Raw genomic sequence first — 18,871 nt, forward strand, 5'->3', positions numbered from 1 at the left:
ATATTGCTTTCTAGAGCTAATTCTAATCATGTAAAATGCTACTGAGGATAATAGTCAATTTTCTTTCTTATTTGAATACAATTAATATCAATAGCATAATGATATTATTCAGTATATTTATGCAGCAAATATGTCTGAATTAAGTAGTAATCAGGCTGGAATGCTGGGTAAATTCATATCCAGAACACTTTGTTTCTGGCTTTCACGAAATTCTGCCAGTTTTTGTGCCAGCTGCGGATTGTCATTGGCTAGCATGGAAATGGCAAATAAAGCAGCATTGGCTGCACCAGCTTCACCAATAGCAAAAGTGGCTACTGGTACGCCTTTAGGCATTTGAACAATAGACAGTAGTGAATCTTCACCGCGCAGATATTTACTTGGTACAGGTACGCCCAGAACAGGAACGGTGGTTTTGGCAGCAACCATGCCCGGTAGATGAGCAGCCCCGCCGGCGCCGGCTATAATCGCTTTCAAGCCGCGGGAACGGGCGGTTTCAGCGTATTCAAACATTAAATCCGGAGTACGGTGTGCGGATACAACCTGTATTTCATAAGGAATACTGAATTGTTGCAAAAACTGCTCTGCCTGTTGCATAACCGGATAGTCACTATTGCTACCCATAATAATGCCAATTTGCGGAGTGTTCATCGAGTTCCTTTTTTGATTGGTAACAGGTTTTTTAATTGATGCCTGGCTTTAACAGCGGCATTACTGTTGGGATAACTACTGATAATGTGCTGATAAGTAAGGCGGGCAATATCCTGCTGCTGTAAATGAGTCTGACATTGTGCCACCAGATAAAGGGCGTTGGCACTTTGACTGTTTTGCGGATAAAGGCTGTTAAAGCGCTTGCCGATATTAATTACCGATTCACAATTATTCAAACGAGAATGGTTTTGCAGCAGCAGCCACATGCGCTCTTGTGCCTGGGCGCTGCCATTGCCACCACTATCAGCATTTTTCAGCAGACGAATGCTTTGGCTATAAAGACCGGCATTATATAGCCGGCGTGCTTCGCTGGTATTATCATTATTAGCAGAGGCTTTGGCTGGAGTAGTATGGCTGACCGGAGTGCGAACATTCAGGTAGCGCGATAATGTATCTTGTTGCTGACGAATATCATTCATCTGGTTTTGCAGACCATTAATCTGTATCTGTAAAGCATTCAGCTGCGCCTGAATCTGGCCAATCTGTTCAGTGGATTGGTTACTATTTGTGTGTACTTCTTCCGCCGCAGAAGTGCTAGCCACAACAGAGGAGGATGGTAGGTTACTGCAAGCACTGATACAAAATGTAAGTATCAGAATTAGGCTGAAATGGTATTGATTTAAACGTGAATTCATGTATTTTTCTCCTCTGGTTGTTTGTTATTATCTTTTCTGAATAAGTGTTAAACCATCACCAAGTGGTATAGTTAACGGAATTATCCGCGTATCGTTTATCAAGATGGCATTGAACTGACGCATAATATGAACACTTTCTGATTCATTAGCATTGGCTGTCTGTGCAACACGACCGTGCAATAAGACATTATCAATGGCGATAATACCGCCGGGACGAACCAGTTGCAGGCAGCGCTCAAAATATTGAGGAGTGGGTATCTTATCCGCATCTATCAGAGCAATATCGTAATAATTGTTTCGATTACTGGTAATCAGTTTATCGAGGGTTATTATTGCCGGCTGCAGATACAGCTGGATTTTATGGCTGACATTAGCCTCTTGCCAGTAGCGGCGGGCAATATCGGTATAGGTTACGTTAATATCACAGGCAGTGATATGTCCGTCTTCCGGCAGTGCCATTGCCATAGCTGTACTACTGTAACCGGTAAAAACACCAATTTCCAGATAGTTGCGAGCCTGAATCATCCGTGCAAGCCATACCATTAATTGAGCCTGTTCCGGTGCGATACTCATATTACCCTTGCGATGCTGGGCCGTTTCAGCACGCAGCTGTGCCAGTAGTGGCGCTTCTGCAGGGTTTATTCCGGCAAGATATTGCCTCAGCTCCGGGGTAGTCAGACAACCATTCTGGCTCATAACGGGTTAAACAGAGATTATTCAGTTAGATAGGTATAGCCTTTTTTCGGCAATCTGGCGGCGGCAAAGTTTGCTTCATCTTCCGGATTGAGCTGTACATCCCATAGCATGCCGCGATGTTCGATTTGTGCTTGTGCTTCTTCCGGGTGCTTAGTCAGAAATTCATTCAGAAACTGGGTAGTGTCAGACTGATAATTATACATATCGGTTTCTTCTTACATGATGAGTTCAGAAACGGGTGTATTATATACAAAGTAGGCAGTGGTAGTGAAGAAAATGCCGGCAGATTGCACTTGTCTGTGCGGTGAGGAATGATGAGATACGGATAGATAGGTTATACTATAGTACTTTATCGGTCGTGGTTGCTGCGGCACGCGAGTATTTTTTCATAAGCTTTTGTATTATTTATGCTAACAAAGTGGTTACACAAGGTTTTGCCGAGAAAGTCTGCCCGGCGTGGCAAAAGGCGGGAAATCTCATTGGCACAACACCATATTCAGGCAGATGATCTGAGTTTTGCAGCGGAAAAGGTAATCACCCGCTTGCAGAAGGAAGGCTATCAGGCTTATGTGGTAGGTGGAGCTGTGCGTGATTTACTGCTTGGTGTGACACCTAAAGATTTTGATGTGGCAACAGATGCCATCCCCGAACAGATACATAAACTTTTCCGGCGCAGCCGCATTATCGGCAGGCGTTTTCCGATTGTGCATGTTATGGTTGGTCCGGAAACTATCGAGGTAACAACTTTTCGGGGCGGGGCAGTCAACAGCCATAATGAGCTGGGCAGGATTATGAAAGATGTGAGTTTCGGTACGCTTGAACAGGATGCAATGCGCCGGGACTTTACTGCCAACGCTCTGTACTATGATCCGAAGCAGCAAGTAGTTCTGGATTTTCATCATGGCGTTGAAGACATACTTAACCGGCGTCTGGTAATGATAGGTAATCCGGCTGAGCGCTATCAGGAGGATCCGGTGCGCATGCTGCGGGCAGCCAGATTATCTGGCAAACTTGGCTTTACCGTAGATAAACATACATCTAAACCGATAGCTGAATGTGCGCAGTTGTTAAAGCGGGAACCGCCGGCACGGCTGTTTGATGAAGTGCTGAAAATATTGTTCAGTGGTTATGCACAGGCATGTCTGCGCCAGATGAATAATCTTGGTCTGAAAGATATTCATCCGCTACTTGATGCATTAATGCCGGGCGGCGAAAGTAATGATAATATTGTCGCACTGGCTCTGCACAATACTGACGAACGCCTGCGGGCAGATAAATCTGTATCTATGGGCTTTGTACTGGCGGCTGTATTATGGCCGCATATCAGAACAGTATGGCAGCGGGAACTGAATAGTGGTATGCGCTCCAGTGCGGCGATGAATGCGGCGATTACTTCAGAACGTCAGCATGTAGATAAAAACTGGGGTGTGCCGCAGCGATATAGTGTAACCATGCGTGAAATCTGGAGTTTGCAGCCGCAGTTTGAAATTATGCGCGGGGCGCGTCCTTACCGCTTACTCGGACAGCCGCGTTTTCGTGCTGCTTTTGATTTTATGTGTTTGCGTGCCAGTCTGGGCGAATTATCACAGGATACGGTTCAGTGGTGGCAGGCTTTTCAGCATGGTTCAGATGTAGAGCGTGAGCAATTAATTCGTACTGCTTCGCAATCAGAAAAAAATTCAACAAGACAAAAAAGATACCGTAACAGACGTACCAACAAACCCAAGCAGGAGGAAGCATGAATTTAGTTACAGCGGTAATTGCTTTAGGGGCTAATCTTGATAATCCACGTAAACAGGTTGAAACAGCTCTGGCAGCTTTGAATCAAATTAAAGGGGTTCGGGTCAAGGCAATTTCACCACTTTATATTACTAAGCCGGTAGGAATGACTGACCAGCCGAATTTTGTCAATGCTGTTGTTCTGGTTCATACTACTTTAAGTGCTCATGAACTATTAAATTCTTTATTGGATCTGGAAAACCGGCTGGGACGGGTACGTGATGTTCCAAACGGACCGCGAGTGATTGATCTGGATATAATTGATTATGATCATCAGAATATTAATGATGCGAATCTGACACTGCCGCACCCGCGTGCGTGTGAGCGTGCTTTTGTAATGGCACCGCTGGCTGCGATTGCGCCTTATTATGTAATTGATACTCATGACAGTGCTTCTGCGGTAGCCGCGGCATTATTGAAGAAACAGCCGGATGCAGTAACTATAATTACTGACGAACAGGAATAAAAGCAGGGGAACAGGGAGTATGGATTATCGCTACATTGTCGTAGAAGGATCTATTGGCAGTGGGAAATCAGCTTTAAGCCGCCGTCTGGCACAATATTTTGATGCTCTACTGCTGTCGGAAATTCCGGAAAGCAATCCGTTTCTGGAAAAATTTTATCTGAATGCGACTAATCACGGGCTAGCCACAGAGATGCATTTTTTAATGCGTCGTTGCGAGGCAATAAATGTTATTTATGCTGAGGATGAGCGACGCTCGCGGGTTATTGCTGATTTTCTGCTTGAGAAAGATCAGATATATGTGCCGGTAATTTTGCGTGAAGAGGAACAGACTCTGTACTGGCAGATTAAGCAAAAAGTAATGCCGAAATTTCCGGTTCCGGATCTGGTGATTTATCTGGAAGCTGATGACGAGTTGCTTGATAAGCGTTTGCGTCAGCGGGATGACGGAATGGTTAATCTGTTTCCGGCTGGTTATTTACAGCAGATTCATGCTGAGTATCGACGGTTTTTCCATTTATATCAGCATGCTCCTCTATTGATTGCTAATACTAATGAGCTGGATTTTCTTGGTAATGACGATCATTTTGAATTGTTGCTGAACACCATTGCCAATATGCAGGGCAGCCGTAATTATCTCAATTTGAGCGAATAGTTATTTAAAATTGTTTGGTGAAATAATTATTTCCGTTGTCTGCGTGGATATTTCGTCAATCTGATTTGTCGTAAATTAGCTATATCGGCATTTTATGCCGTTTAATTTGAGTAAAAAAATATCAATGACAATATTCTGTTAATTTGGTATTTATTTTTCCTTTGCGATGGATTTCAGACTTACAAACTGTACTTTTTTTAGAAAAAAGTACAGTTTTTGTATATGGGATTACAGAATTCAGATACGTATTTTTCCGGCATTATCGAGGATGAAATTACTGGTTTAGTACCAATATCTGGATATATCTATATTAGATAAATAGTTTTAAAGATATTCCGGTCAGATGGGAATAAAGGATGGCAAAATATTTGTTAATCTGTTCTGGTTTGACTGTAGTCTGTGGTATTTTGCCGGTCATTACAACTAACCGGATATTTGTTGTAACAAATTTGGGTTTCTTTAGCCGGAATGCAGGTTAAAAATAAATGAGCTGTTATTACCGGCAGTATTTTCTGATAAAACATAAATAGCGGATTTATCTGTATATGCATACTATTCATACTTTAAGGAAAATGAAGGCAGCCGGTGAAAAAATTTCCATGCTGACTTGTTATGATGCCAGTTTTGCTCGTCTGATGAGCGATGCCGGTGTTGATATATTGTTGATTGGTGATTCGCTTGGTATGGCGGTACAAGGGCAAACATCTACTATACCGGTTAGTGTTGATGATATCTGTTATCACACGGCTGCTGTAGCACGGGGTAATCAACAGGCAATGATTCTGGCTGATCTTCCCTTCGGTGCCTATCAGCAAAGCAAAGAACAGGCTTTTGCTGCTGCAGTACGCCTGATGGTTGCCGGTGCACATATGGTGAAACTGGAAGGAGGGGCATGGATAGCAGAAACCACTCAGTTTTTACAGCAGCGAGGTATTCCGGTATGTGCACATATCGGTCTTACACCGCAATCCGTTCATACACTCGGAGGCTATAAAGTACAAGGTCGTGGTGAAGCCGCGGCACAATTAATAGCCGATGCTCAGGCTCATGCACAGGCTGGTGCTGATATGGTATTAATGGAGTGTGTACCCGGCCGGCTGGCAGCAGAGGTGACAGCAGCACTTAGCTGTCCGACAATCGGTATTGGTGCAGGTGTCGACTGTGACGGACAGGTTCTGGTAATGCATGATATGCTCGGTATTTATCCGGGTAAAACAGCTAAATTTGTCAAAAATTTTATGCGGGATCAGGATAGTATTCAGGCAGCTGTCAGTGCCTATGTTCGCGAAGTAAAAGCAAAAACTTTTCCGGCAGCAGAACATATTTTTGCTGATTGAAAGTTTGAATTAAATTTCTGTTTTTAATTGAAAATATTATATTTTTTTGTGGGTTTTTCTTTACAAATAGTCAATAGGCATATTTTGCGGATATTTATACGGGCTTGTTTTTTTTTCTGGAAGTATATATAAGTTAATTCGTTGACAAATAAAAATTTTCAGGGAGATGCTTATGGCGCTCGCCAAGCCTTACCCCCGTGCTTTAACTATTGCCGGATCTGATTCCAGTGGCGGAGCAGGTATTCAGGCGGACTTAAAAACTTTTGCTGCACTGGGTGCATACGGTACCAGTGTGATTACAGCCATTACTGCACAGAATACTTTTGGTGTACAGCAGGTTATGGTAGTAACGCCGGATATGATAGAAGCGCAGTGTGCGGCAGTGATGTCTGATATTCGTATTGATGCGGTCAAAATCGGTATGCTGGCTGATATTGACAGCATCCGTACGGTTGCTCAATCACTGCAACAATATCATCTGCCTTTTACTGTACTGGATCCGGTCATGGTGGCTACTTCAGGTTCAGCTTTGTCGATAGAAAATACGGTGCAGACAATGAAGCAATTGCTGATGCCGCTGGCTGATATTCTGACACCTAATCTTTTTGAACTGTCTATCATGACACATAAGCCGATAGCCACTACGGATCAAGAAATGCTGGAACAGGGACAGATTTTACTGGATGAAGGCTGTCATGCAGTACTGGTAAAAGGCGGGCACCGAAATAATTCTGAAGATGCTGCAGACTGGCTGATGGAACGGGATAATGAACCGGTATGTTTTAAAAGTCTCCGGATTCATACTTCACATACTCATGGTACCGGCTGTACTCTTTCAGCTGCGATAGCCGCTTTGCGACCACAGCATGAAAATCTGGCCAATACAGTTGCGGCTGCCAAAAGTTATGTACATGGTGCGATTGAGGCAGGGCAACACTGGCATCTGGGACATGGGTATGGTCCGTTAGCGCATTTCTGGCGTATAAGGCATGATTAGTAGTTTTGCCGCTATGCTAAAATTGGCAGCTTGGCCGGTATAAGGCCGATTGCAAGGCATAAATTGCCTTTTTATCAGACAGGGGAAGTTTTAATGCAGACATGGCATCAGGCAATTGGTGCAGAAAAACAGCAACCATATTTTCAGCATATTCTGGAAACAGTACGTGCTGAAAGGCTGGCCGGTAAGGTGATTTATCCGCCGGCACAAGATGTGTTCAATGCGTTTAAGGCAACTGAATTTGCTCAGGTTAAAGTGGTTATTCTTGGTCAGGATCCTTATCATGGTCCGCAGCAGGCGCATGGTTTGTCTTTTTCTGTACGGCAAGGTGTAGCCATTCCTCCTTCACTAGTCAATATATATAAAGAACTGGCTGAAGATATACCCGGCTTTCGTATTCCGCAGCATGGCTATTTGCAGCACTGGGCAGAGCAAGGTGTATTGTTGCTTAATACCGTTTTAACTGTGCGCGCCGGTCAGGCACATTCACATGCAGAGCTGGGCTGGGAAACTTTTACTGACCATGTGATTGCTGTCTTAAATGCTGAACGTGAACATATTGTATTTATGCTTTGGGGCAGCCATGCCCAAAAAAAAGGTGCTATGATTGACCGGAAAAAACATCTGGTATTAACTGCACCTCATCCGTCTCCTTTATCTGCATACCGTGGTTTTTTCGGATGCAGACATTTTTCACGGGCTAATGCATATCTGCAGGAGCACGGAATAAGCCCGATAGACTGGCAATTGTAAGATATCCGGCTGACCAGAAGCCGGCTTGATAAACAGTACGGTTGTGTTTTTGCCGGAAGCATCAATAAAACCATGTTAAATCTGAATCCGCAACAACACGAAGCTATTCACTATCTTGATGGACCATTACTGGTGCTGGCCGGTGCCGGCAGTGGTAAAACGCGTGTTATTACTGAAAAAATTGCTTACCTGATTACACAAGCACATTATCCTGCCCAGCAGATAGCTGCAATTACCTTTACTAATAAAGCGGCACGGGAAATGCAGGAGCGTGTTGGTCATTTATTAAGTAAACCGCAAACCCGCGGTTTAACTATATGTACTTTTCATTCGCTGGGTATGCGCTTTTTACGTGAGGAAGCAGCTGCTGCGGGATATAAAAAACAATTTTCTATTCTCGACAGTGCCGATGCGGGCAAAATCATCAGTGAATTACTGGGCAGTACCGGCAGGGAAATGGTGTTTAAAGCCCAGCATCAGATTTCACTGTGGAAAAATAGTCTGCTTTCTCCGGAAACTGTTATTCGGCAGGCTGATGATACTTGGACACATCAGATGGGGCAGTTATATGCCTCTTATCAGGATACTCTGACCAGCTATCAGGCAGTAGATTTTGATGATCTAATCCGGATACCGGTTGAGCTGCTTCAGTCACAGGCAGACATTCGCTATAAGTGGCAGCTTCGTTTGCGTTATTTGCTGGTAGATGAGTGTCAGGATACCAATACCTGTCAGTATGCGCTGATGCGTCTGCTTACCGGTGCAGAAGGTAAGTTTACTGCCGTAGGTGATGATGATCAGAGTATTTATGCCTGGCGTGGTGCCAATATGGAAAATCTGCGTCTGCTGCAACAAGATTATCCGGATTTAAAGATTATTAAACTGGAGCAGAATTATCGTTCTACTGCACGTATTCTGCGTGTAGCCAATCAGGTGATTGCCCATAATCCCAAACTTTTTGCTAAAACATTATGGAGTGAATACGGGTTGGGTGACATGATTGATGTTATTGCCTGTAAAAATGAGGCTCACGAAGCTGATGTGGTCGTCAGCAGAATTGCTCATCAAAAATTGATTGGTGGTGATGCCGTACATTACCGGGATTTTGCGATTTTATATCGGGGTAATCATCAGGCGAGAGTTTTTGAAGAGGCATTGCGTAGCCGGAGAATTCCATACAGACTTTCAGGCGGACAAAGTTTTTTTGATAAGGCCGAAATCAAAGATGTACTGGCTTATGTTCGTTTACTTGCTAATCCGGACGATGATCCGGCATTTCTGCGCGCAGTAACGACACCACGGCGAGGAGTAGGTGAAACCACACTGGCTAAGCTGAATAATTATGCCAAAGTAGCACAATGCAGTTTATTTGAAGCTGCACGCAGTATGGATGCGCTGGCAGAGCTGTCAGCAAAAAGCCGTGAACCGTTACAGCAGTTTATGGCTTTGCTGGCTGATTATCAGGCACGTGCTACTGTGGAAGATGCCGGACAATTGTTGCACAGTTTGCTTGCCGATATAGCTTATGAAACACATTTGCTCAATACAGAGGAAGGACGGGCCGGAGAAATTAAATGGCGCAATGTGCAGGATTTGCTCAGCTGGATAGGCAAAAAAGGTGAAGAAGATGGCCGGAATATTCTGGAAATAGCCCAGACTATAGCACTAATGACATTGCTTGATGGTAAAGAAGATGAAGATGCAGATATGGTGAGTATGTCCACTCTGCATGCGTCTAAAGGTCTGGAGTATCCGCATGTGTTTCTGGTAGGCTGTGAAGAAGGAGTATTTCCGCATGCTGACAGTATCGAAGAAGGCAATATTGATGAGGAACGCCGGCTGATGTATGTGGGTATCACCCGTGCGCGGCAAACTCTTACTCTTACACATTGTCATAAACGCAAACGTGCCGGTTCCTGGGAATTTCATGAACCCAGCCGTTTTATTGATGAAATGCCGGGCGAAGATATTCGTTTGCTGGGACGTAAGGGCAGTGAACCCATTGTTAGTCAGTCGGAAGGTAAAAGTATTCTTGCAGGAATGATGGCACGGCTGGATAGTCTGCAATAGCAGTCTGTAACGTCATGTGGTTTGCACCATTACATGTTAAAATACAAATTGTTTGCTGCCTGTGCAGCTTGATTATGGAAAAAAATTATGAAAATCGCCAAAAATTCTGTTGTGACACTGGACTATGAAATGTTCAATGCTGATAACCAGCTGATCGATAAAACTGAAGAACCGATTAGCTATTTGCATGGTGGCTATGACGGTATTTTTCCGTTGGTTGAAGAACAGTTACATGATAAGACGGTTGGCGATGTAGTAGATGTAAAACTGGCACCAGATGATGCATTTGGCGAACAGGATGAAGATCTGATTCGTATTGAACCATTGGATGTTTTCCCGGTTGAAGTTGAAGTGGGCATGATGTTTGAAGCAGATGACCCGGAAACTGGTGATGTAATGGTTTATCGTATTACCGATGTAGCAGATGGTAAAGCTGTCGTCGATGGTAATCATCCGTTGGCTGGACAGTGTATTCGTTTTAAAGCAACTGTAAAAGATATTCGCCCTGCTACTGCAGAAGAACTGGAACATGGTCATGTTCATGGGGCGCATGATCACCATCATCACTAATTAGTTACATTACTGGGTAATTAAACCTGAAAAAAGGAAGTTTCGCTGAATGCGCAAACTTCTTTTTTTTAATTCCGGCAATATTCAGCTTCTCACTGAAATACTGCATGTTATTGTCTCTGATTTACTGATTCACAGTATTAGTTTCAGACGGTATGATAAACCATGCATTCATTTTCTTATTAATGCTATTATGACTCCCGAACAAATTCTTGCAGCAGCACGTCCGTATTCATTGTTTCTAAGCCGTTTACTGGATAATCAGTTACTTAATACAGACAAACTTTATCTCTGGCTGGAACGGCAACTGACCATTGATGATTTCCGGAATTTCGCTGACTGGGCGCAATTACAGAGCAGTGAAAATGAAGCTGAACTGGCACGCCAGTTACGCCTGCTGCGCCGTTATGTAATGGCACATATTATGGCTCGTGATTTGGCGCGGGTAAGCGATTTAAATGAAGTCACTGTAACCATTACCCATCTGGCGGATTTCGCTATAAATATTGCTGAGCAGTATGCACATGCCTACTATGCTGGTTTGTACGGACAGCCAGTCGGTCAGTATAGCGGGGATAAGCAACGCCTTAGTATTGTAGGTATGGGGAAAATGGGTGGCTATGAGCTGAATGTATCGTCTGATATTGATTTAATTTTTGTGTTTCCGGAAGCCGGAGATACTGATGGTAAACGACAGAAGAGCAATCAGGAATTTTTTACAAAAGTCGGACAGAAAATCATTGCTCTGTTAAATGATATTACCGGAGATGGTCAGGTCTTTCGGGTTGATATGCGTTTGCGTCCAGATGGTGATTCTGGAGCTCTGGTAATCAATGAAACCGCACTGGAGCATTATCTGATTCAGCAGGGGCGGGAGTGGGAGCGCTATGCATGGACAAAGGCGCGTCTGGTCACAGACTATCCGAATAATATTGCTGCACTGGTACGACCTTTTGTATATCGCAAATATCTGGATTTTAATGCTTATGACGGCATGCGCAGCCTGCATAGGCAGATACAGCGTGAAGTTACCCGTAAAGGTATGGCTGATAATATCAAACTTGGTGCCGGTGGTATCCGCGAGGTGGAATTTGTTGCCCAGATATTCCAGTTAATACGGGGCGGACAGGTACGCAGCCTGCAATTAAAAGGTACACAGGAAACGCTGCATGCTTTGCTTCAGCACGGTATGCTGTCGGAGGATAGTGTCGATACATTACTGAAAGCCTATTATTTTTTGCGGGATACCGAACACCGGCTGCAATACTGGGATGACCAGCAAACCCAGATGTTACCAACTGGTGAAAAGCAACAGCAAATGCTGGCACAAAGTATGGGATACAGCGACTATAAGGATTATCTGGCTGCCCTGAATCAGCACAGACAGGCTGTGCACCAGATTTTCGAAGCAATATTTACTGAACCGGAAGACAAAGCCAAAGTAAACGATCCGGATATGCTGCGTGTATGGCAGGATGAAAGTGACAACAAAGAAAAAATCGCTTTGCTGACTGCGCACGGGTTTGATGCGAAAAATGTATTGCAGCGTCTGCAACAATTGCATCATGGCAGTCAGTACCGGCAGCTATCGTCCACTGCGCAACAGCGTTTTGACGAAATCATACCGTCAGTGCTTAGTATTGCTGCAAAATGTCCGCAAGCGGATGTTACTTTAGCCCGTTTACTGGATTTTCTTGAGGCTATCGGCCGGCGCAGCTCTTATCTGGCATTTATGCATGAGCATCCTGAGGCTCTGGAAAAACTGGCTGGTTTAATGAGCCAGAGTAGCTGGGTAGCTACTTATCTGCAGCAGCATCCGGTATTGCTGGATGAGCTGCTCAGCAATGAATTAATGCGTATAGATACTGATTGGGCAGCTCACTCGATTGAACTGGAGCATCAGCTTGATGAGTGTCACGGTGATGTTGAAGCCCAGATGGATGTTTTACGCCGGTTTCAACATGCATGGACTTTCCGTCTGGCTGTGCAGGATCTGGCGGGCTTGTGGACAGTTGAGTCCTTATCCGACCAGCTTTCTGCTTTAGCAGATCTGATTATTCAAGCTGCACTTACAAGAGTATGGACTGAATTACCACGCAGGCATACTGATACTGCACATTTTGCCGTGATTGGTTATGGCAAATTAGGCGGCAAAGAGCTGGGCTATACTTCTGATCTGGATTTGGTTTATGTATTTGATGATAACCATCCGGATGCTGTCGATACTTATACTCGTCTGGCACGCCGCTTGACCAGCTGGCTCACTGTTCCGACTGGCGCCGGTATGCTCTATGATATTGATTTACGTCTGCGTCCGAACGGAGACTCCGGTTTTACCGTCACACATATACAGGCTTATGAGCGCTATGAACGTGAAAGTGCATGGACATGGGAACATCAGGCTTTAACACGTGCCCGCTTTATTGCCGGAGACAGTGTAGTTGGCAGACGCTTTGATGCTGTACGGAATGAGATACTTTGTCGTCAGCGTGATGCAGAACAGCTTCGGAAAGAAATTATTGCCATGCGCGAAAAAATGTTCCCTACACATCCTCCAGTTGATAGTAACGTGAAATATGCCCGCGGCGGTGTCGTTGATGTGGAATTCATTGTGCAGTATCTGATTCTTTCTTTTGCACATCAGTATCCGCAATTATTACAAAATTATGGCAATATTGCTTTACTCAGTATTGCTGCTAAGCTGGGGCTGATTGACACTAAACTGGCGGAAGGCAGCCGTACTGCGTATCGTTATTATCGACAGCTACAGCATAACACCCGTCTTCGTGACGCAGTCACTACGCCCATAGATGCTTCCTTACTTGAATATTATCAGATAGTGAAGAAACTATGGAAACAGGTATTTGCCGCCGAACCGTCGGAGTAAATATTTTATCTGTCGGTTTTCACTTCTGCTAAATATAAAATCCTTATTCATCAGTTAAATTCCATCGTTATGCTGCTTGATATGAACTAAGCAGACAGCTACAATCAAAGGTCGCACTAGCTTTCAAACTGGTCTACTGTAGTGAACCAACTGATATTTGACTTTGACGATCGTAGCTATCCCGGATTTGATAAATTTCTTGGCCATACCAATGCGGAACTGATTTATGTGTTACAGCATCAGGCTGACCCGTTTATCTTTGTCTGGGGGGAAGCAGGCAGTGGTAAAAGCCACTTGCTCAAAGCATGGGTGGCTCAAGCACAGTCACGCGGGCTGAAAGCTGAATATGTTGATGCAGCCAGAGAAGGTCTGGGACACTGGCTGTTCGATCTGGACTGTGTTGCCGTAGACCAGATTGAATTACTCAGTGCCACTGAACAGCAGCAACTATTTTCTCTTTTCAATCATTTTCGCAACAGCCGGCACGGTAATCTGCTTTTAAGTTCAGCAATTCCTCCTCAGCAGCTAATGATCCGTGAAGATTTACGTACACGCATGGCCTATTGTCTTGTCTACGAAATCAAACCATTAAGTGATGATGAAAAATTCAACGCTCTGGTAGGCATGGCTCATGCACGGCAAATACCGGTTGATGCAGAAGTAATCCGCTATTTGCTGGCTCACTGGCGCAGAGATCTGGATAGCTTGCTGCTGATGCTCAATACCCTGAATGATTATTCACTGGCGCAGGGTCGACGCATCACTCTTACATTATTGCGCCAGTTACTTAAACAACAGGAAAATGCATGAATCTGGCTATTTTTGACCTTGACCACACACTGATTAACTGTGATTCAGATAATGAATGGCCGAAGTATCTGATGCAAAAAGGACTGGTAGATAAATCATTTGTTGACATCAAAAACGACAAGTTCTACCAGGATTACCTGAATGGCTGTCTGGATATTGATGAATTTCTGAAATTCCAGCTTGCACCACTGGCACGCTTTAGCCGTGCAGAGCTGGATGAAATGCATAATGAGTATATGCGTGATTTTATCGTGCCGCATATTTCTACTATGGCTAAAATGCTGGTTCAAGGACACCGCGATGCCGGTGATGAAATGCTGCTTTTGTCTGCTACTAATGAATTTATTATTGCACCCATTGCAAAAGCGTTTGGTATTCAGAATATTATCGGCGTGCAGTTAGAAACAGATGCAGACGGTAACTATACCGGACACTATACAGGTACGCCCAGTTTTAAAGAAGGCAAAGTTACCCGCTTGCAGCAGTGGCTAGCACAGCGCGGACAGCAGCTGGAAGATTTTACTAAAGTGTATTTTTACAGTGATTCGCATAATGATTTGCCTTTGCTCAATTTGGTAACTGATCCGGTTGCCGTTAATCCTGATGAGAAACTGGTGCAGTATGCCCATCGCCATGGCTGGCCGATACTGAATTTTATGTAATGATGTATCATAACTTTGGCAGACAGTGTACAGATTTCAGTCAAGTGATCGCTATCAGCCCACTTTACGTGATTTAAATGCAGCATGGCTGGCCAATTGGAAGGTGGCGATTATCAGATACTGGATAATCCGAAGCTGGCTGTTCTTGAAAAGGGCGGACACACATTGATAAAAAGCTTATTGAGGCTGTCTAGCTAAAGCCAGAAAGCTGGGTGTAAAAAAAACTATATGTTGAAATTCATACCAGTCTGAAGCCGACAATAGACCTTTATCTACAAACCGGTTTTAAGGAAATCACTGGTCAGGCAAATACTTTTAACTTATTAAATATGCAGATGGAACTTACTTTATAATCTTTAAATATAATATATTGAATTCGATATTTAAAAGAAAAGCCGGCGTTTCAGATATTAGATGCGCCGGCTTATTGATATATCAGTTAAAATTTGCTGAAATCATTGTCTGATTAATAGCATAGGTTTCATTTAAATAAATTATATTCTGAATAATATTGTCAGATTATAAAACTATAATTTCTCTTTTTAATTAGTTTAACTGAACTATATTTCCTGAATCTATATAAATTAATCAGTAGGCTGTATTGTATGAAATATGATGATTCAGACTGAATTTAAATTAACCGGTAAAAATAATTTTAATAAATACCGACTGATGTTTTATAAAAATAAGAAAACGTATTTTCCGGTTTAAAGAATAGTTGTTTTAAATCCAGCAGAATTGCAAGAACCGGATGTTTACAATGAATGGCAATTGATTATACTGATAATAAAGCGGTGTATGATTTTGTTAATTAACGCTATAATGTGAATAACTTTTATCTTGGCCATATTTAGTAAATTGCTCGGGTAAAAGTGACTTTTTAGCGTGCTCTTTCAAGAACAGCTTACTGGTGTTGAAAACCTAAGACTGAGAAAAGATATGGATGAATTAATCAAAGAAGCAGCATTACATTTTCACGAAGAACCCCGTCCCGGTAAAATTCAAATTACGCCTACCAAACCATTGGCTACTCAATATGATTTGTCACTGGCCTATTCACCGGGTGTGGCTGCACCGTGTATGGAAATTCACCGTGATCCCCTGAATGCATACAGATATACTGCACGCGGTAATCTGGTTGCAGTTATTTCCAATGGTACAGCGGTACTGGGTTTGGGTAATATCGGTGCTCTGGCCGGAAAACCGGTAATGGAAGGTAAGGGTGTACTGTTCAAAAAATTCGGTGGTATTGATGTATTCGATATCGAAATTAATGAAACTGATCCGGACAAACTGGTAGATATTATTGCTTCACTGGAGCCGACATTCGGCGGTATTAACCTTGAAGATATTAAAGCTCCGGAATGTTTTTATATTGAGAAAAAACTGCGTGAGCGTTGCAACATTCCGGTATTCCATGATGATCAGCATGGTACAGCAATTATTACTGCAGCAGCGATTAAAAATGGTCTTGAAGTTGTTGGTAAAGATATCAGTCAGGTTAAACTAGTATGTTCCGGAGCCGGTGCAGCAGCGATTGCCTGTCTGGAGCTGCTGGTTGCGCTGGGTATGAAGCGTGAAAATATCACTGTGTGCGATTCAAAAGGTGTGATTTACCAGAATCGTGAAGAAAACATGGTGGAATCGAAAAAATTATTCGCCATACCGGATAATGGTCAGCGTAAGCTTGCTGATGCTGTTCATGACAAAGATATTTTCCTCGGATTATCTGGTCCGAATGTGTTGAGCGTGGATATGCTCAAAACTATGGCCAAAGATCCGATTATTCTGGCTATGGCTAATCCGACTCCGGAAATCTGGCCGCCTGAAGCTAAAGCTGCACGACCGGATGCGGTAATTGGTACCGGACGTTCTGATTTTCCGAATCAGGTAAATAATGTTTTATGCTTTCCGTTTATTTTCCGTGGTGCACTGGATGTAGGTGCAACTACCATTAATGAGCAGATGAAGCTGGCCTGTGTGCATGCTATTGCTGAACTGGCCAAAGCTGAGCTGAGTGATGAAGTTTCTGCTGCATATGGCAATACCGAGCTTTCTTTTGGACGTGAATATCTGATTCCGAAGCCATTTGACCCTCGTTTAATTGCTGTAGTGGCGCCTGCTGTAGCCAAAGCAGCTATGGATTCCGGTGTGGCAACTCGTCCAATTGATGACATGGAAGCCTATGTAGAGAAACTGAGTCAGTTTGTCTATAAATCTAGCCTGTTTATGAAACCGGTATTCTCTCAGGCGAAAAAAGAACTGAAACGTGTGGTATTGTGTGAAGGTGAGGATGAGCGTGTTCTGCATGCAACGCAGCACATTGTTAACCACAAGCTGGCCTTCCCGATTCTGATTGGCCGGCCGGCAGTAATTGAAGCACGTTCGAAAAAACTGGGTCTGACTATACAGCCAGGCAAAGATTTTGAGATTGTTAATAATCAGGATGATCCTCGCTACCGTGAATACTGGCAGGCTTATTACGAGCTGCGTAAACGTCACGGTGTCACCGAGGAAATGGCTCGGCGCCGGATGATTAGCAGTTCTACTCTGATTGGTGCAATGCTGGTGCGGATGGGTAGTGCTGATGCATTACTGTGTGGCACGGTAGGTCGCTTCCATGATCATTTCAATATTCTGGAAGAAGTAATCGGCTATAACAATCCTGAACAGAATGCCTGTGCTATGAACGCACTGATTATGACCTCAGGTAATATGTTTATTGCCGATACCTATGTTAATCCGGAACCGACTGCAGAGCAGATTGCTGCTAATACACTGATGTGTGTTGATGAAATGAAACGTTTTGGTATAGAACCAAAAGTGGCTTTGTTGTCCAATTCAAACTTCGGTTCACTTGATCAGCCAAGCAGCACCAAAATGCAGGAAGCGCTTGCTTTAATTAAAGAGGCAGCTCCGGAACTAAACGTGGATGGTGAAATGCAGGGTGATCTGGCACTGGATGAAAAACTGCGTCAGAAACTGATGCCGGACTGCAAACTCAAAGGTGCAGCAAACTTGCTGGTAATGCCGAATGTTGAAGCAGCGAATATCAGTTACAATCTATTACGTACTTCATCTCATGGCGTAACGATTGGTCCGATTCTGATGGGTATGAATGAATCTGTACATATTGTTACTCCTATGGCTTCTGTACGCCGTATAGTAAATATGGTGGCTTTGGCTGCTGTAGATGCCCAGCGTAAATAATCGCTGAATTCTGGAAGAATCATGCAGGCTGTCTGTGTTTTCAGACAGCCTTTTTGTGTCAATTATGGAGACAGTTATGAGTAATGTGTCAGCACCCCAGACTGCACCTAATTATATTACCCCTTCGGGCCATCAGGCTTTACAGGATGAGCTTTATCAGCTTGTTCATAAAGAACGCCCTGAAATTGTTAATGTGGTGAACTGGGCAGCGGGTAATGGTGACCGAAGTGAAAATGGTGATTATCTGTATGGAAAACGCAGGTTGCGTGAAATTGACCGACGTATCCGCTTTCTGACTAAAAGACTGGAAGCTGCGCAGGTTATTGATCCGGAAGCACGTGAACCCAGTGATCAGATTTTTTTTAGTGCTACTGTAACTATTTTACGCGGTAATGGTCAAGAGCAGACTGTACATATTGTTGGTACAGATGAAATCGATACCAGTAGAAATAAAATTTCCTGGGTTTCACCGCTTGCGCGTACTTTATTAAAAGCACATGAAGGTGATGAAGTGCGTTTGCATGGTCCTGACGGAGTGGAAAATATTGAAATATTAACAGTAGAATATATTCGCATTGAATAATGTACACATACTCATGAATAGTGTTAATATTCGTTATAAAATTTAATTTTAACAAT

The 18,871-nt window shown here is 43.5% G+C and carries 17 protein-coding genes; 13 read left to right on the forward strand and 4 right to left on the reverse strand.

Annotation, left to right across the window (positions count from 1 at the left end; all coding sequences use genetic code 11):
• Window positions 1–150: 150 nt before the first annotated feature.
• The 4 genes from purE to H3V01_RS01690 are packed head-to-tail and all read right to left on the reverse strand — an operon-like array spanning window position 151 to window position 2,242.
• Complete coding sequence (gene purE, locus H3V01_RS01675; RefSeq protein ID WP_174831396.1) at window positions 151–648, reverse strand: 5-(carboxyamino)imidazole ribonucleotide mutase; 498 nt, start codon at window positions 646–648, stop codon at window positions 151–153.
• Window positions 645–1,343: a tetratricopeptide repeat protein gene (locus H3V01_RS01680; protein WP_198185811.1), complete on the reverse strand. Its 699-nt coding sequence runs from the start codon at window positions 1,341–1,343 to the stop codon at window positions 645–647. Before H3V01_RS01680 ends, purE begins: the two co-directional genes overlap by 4 nt.
• Before the next feature lie 27 nt (window positions 1,344–1,370).
• Window positions 1,371–2,039 carry an O-methyltransferase gene (locus H3V01_RS01685; protein ID WP_198185812.1) on the reverse strand — a complete coding sequence of 223 codons (669 nt, stop codon included), beginning with the start codon at window positions 2,037–2,039 and terminating at the stop codon, window positions 1,371–1,373.
• Window positions 2,040–2,056: 17 nt separating this feature from the next.
• Window positions 2,057–2,242, reverse strand: coding sequence for a DUF3460 family protein (locus H3V01_RS01690; protein ID WP_084554069.1), 186 nt, complete (start codon window positions 2,240–2,242; stop codon window positions 2,057–2,059).
• Between the two features lie 204 nt (window positions 2,243–2,446).
• Between H3V01_RS01690 and pcnB the strand changes: the two genes are divergently transcribed.
• From pcnB to greB, 13 genes are all read left to right on the forward strand, one after another.
• Window positions 2,447–3,781 (forward strand): polynucleotide adenylyltransferase PcnB, encoded by a 1,335-nt coding sequence (gene pcnB, locus H3V01_RS01695; protein ID WP_198185813.1) that lies wholly within the window; start codon window positions 2,447–2,449, stop codon window positions 3,779–3,781.
• Window positions 3,778–4,284, forward strand: a complete 507-nt coding sequence (gene folK / locus H3V01_RS01700; RefSeq protein WP_198185814.1) for a 2-amino-4-hydroxy-6-hydroxymethyldihydropteridine diphosphokinase — start codon at window positions 3,778–3,780, stop codon at window positions 4,282–4,284. The genes pcnB and folK overlap by 4 nt, the downstream gene beginning before the upstream one ends.
• Before the next feature lie 19 nt (window positions 4,285–4,303).
• Entirely contained in the window at window positions 4,304–4,936 is a 633-nt protein-coding gene (locus H3V01_RS01705) for a deoxynucleoside kinase (RefSeq protein WP_025330346.1), read from the forward strand.
• 545 nt (window positions 4,937–5,481) lie between these two features.
• Window positions 5,482–6,273: a 3-methyl-2-oxobutanoate hydroxymethyltransferase gene (panB, locus tag H3V01_RS01710; protein ID WP_198185815.1), complete on the forward strand. Its 792-nt coding sequence runs from the start codon at window positions 5,482–5,484 to the stop codon at window positions 6,271–6,273.
• Between the two features lie 172 nt (window positions 6,274–6,445).
• Window positions 6,446–7,270 carry a bifunctional hydroxymethylpyrimidine kinase/phosphomethylpyrimidine kinase gene (gene thiD / locus H3V01_RS01715; RefSeq protein ID WP_037392786.1) on the forward strand — a complete coding sequence of 275 codons (825 nt, stop codon included), beginning with the start codon at window positions 6,446–6,448 and terminating at the stop codon, window positions 7,268–7,270.
• Between the two features lie 93 nt (window positions 7,271–7,363).
• Complete coding sequence (ung, locus tag H3V01_RS01720; protein WP_025330350.1) at window positions 7,364–8,023, forward strand: uracil-DNA glycosylase; 660 nt, start codon at window positions 7,364–7,366, stop codon at window positions 8,021–8,023.
• A 72-nt stretch (window positions 8,024–8,095) separates the two neighbouring features.
• The gene (rep, locus tag H3V01_RS01725; protein ID WP_037392787.1) at window positions 8,096–10,093 is read left to right on the forward strand and encodes a DNA helicase Rep; all 1,998 of its coding nucleotides are present in this window, start codon (window positions 8,096–8,098) and stop codon (window positions 10,091–10,093) included.
• A gap of 87 nt (window positions 10,094–10,180) precedes the next feature.
• Window positions 10,181–10,663, forward strand: coding sequence for an FKBP-type peptidyl-prolyl cis-trans isomerase (locus tag H3V01_RS01730; RefSeq protein ID WP_025330351.1), 483 nt, complete (start codon window positions 10,181–10,183; stop codon window positions 10,661–10,663).
• Between the two features lie 193 nt (window positions 10,664–10,856).
• Window positions 10,857–13,550: a bifunctional [glutamate--ammonia ligase]-adenylyl-L-tyrosine phosphorylase/[glutamate--ammonia-ligase] adenylyltransferase gene (glnE, locus tag H3V01_RS01735; protein ID WP_198186418.1), complete on the forward strand. Its 2,694-nt coding sequence runs from the start codon at window positions 10,857–10,859 to the stop codon at window positions 13,548–13,550.
• A gap of 141 nt (window positions 13,551–13,691) precedes the next feature.
• Window positions 13,692–14,360 carry a DnaA regulatory inactivator Hda gene (gene hda / locus H3V01_RS01740; RefSeq protein WP_037392794.1) on the forward strand — a complete coding sequence of 223 codons (669 nt, stop codon included), beginning with the start codon at window positions 13,692–13,694 and terminating at the stop codon, window positions 14,358–14,360.
• A complete protein-coding gene (locus tag H3V01_RS01745; RefSeq protein WP_198185816.1) occupies window positions 14,357–15,022 on the forward strand; it encodes an HAD family hydrolase in 666 nt (221 codons plus the stop codon). The genes hda and H3V01_RS01745 overlap by 4 nt, the downstream gene beginning before the upstream one ends.
• Before the next feature lie 939 nt (window positions 15,023–15,961).
• On the forward strand, window positions 15,962–18,232 hold the full coding sequence (locus H3V01_RS01750; RefSeq protein WP_025330355.1) for an NADP-dependent malic enzyme: 2,271 nt from the start codon (window positions 15,962–15,964) through the stop codon (window positions 18,230–18,232).
• Between the two features lie 76 nt (window positions 18,233–18,308).
• A complete protein-coding gene (gene greB / locus H3V01_RS01755) occupies window positions 18,309–18,815 on the forward strand; it encodes a transcription elongation factor GreB (RefSeq protein WP_084547692.1) in 507 nt (168 codons plus the stop codon).
• Window positions 18,816–18,871: the final 56 nt, after the last annotated feature.

Origin of the sequence: Snodgrassella sp. M0351 (assembly GCF_016100575.1) — a bacterium.
GTDB lineage: Bacteria > Pseudomonadota > Gammaproteobacteria > Burkholderiales > Neisseriaceae > Snodgrassella > Snodgrassella alvi.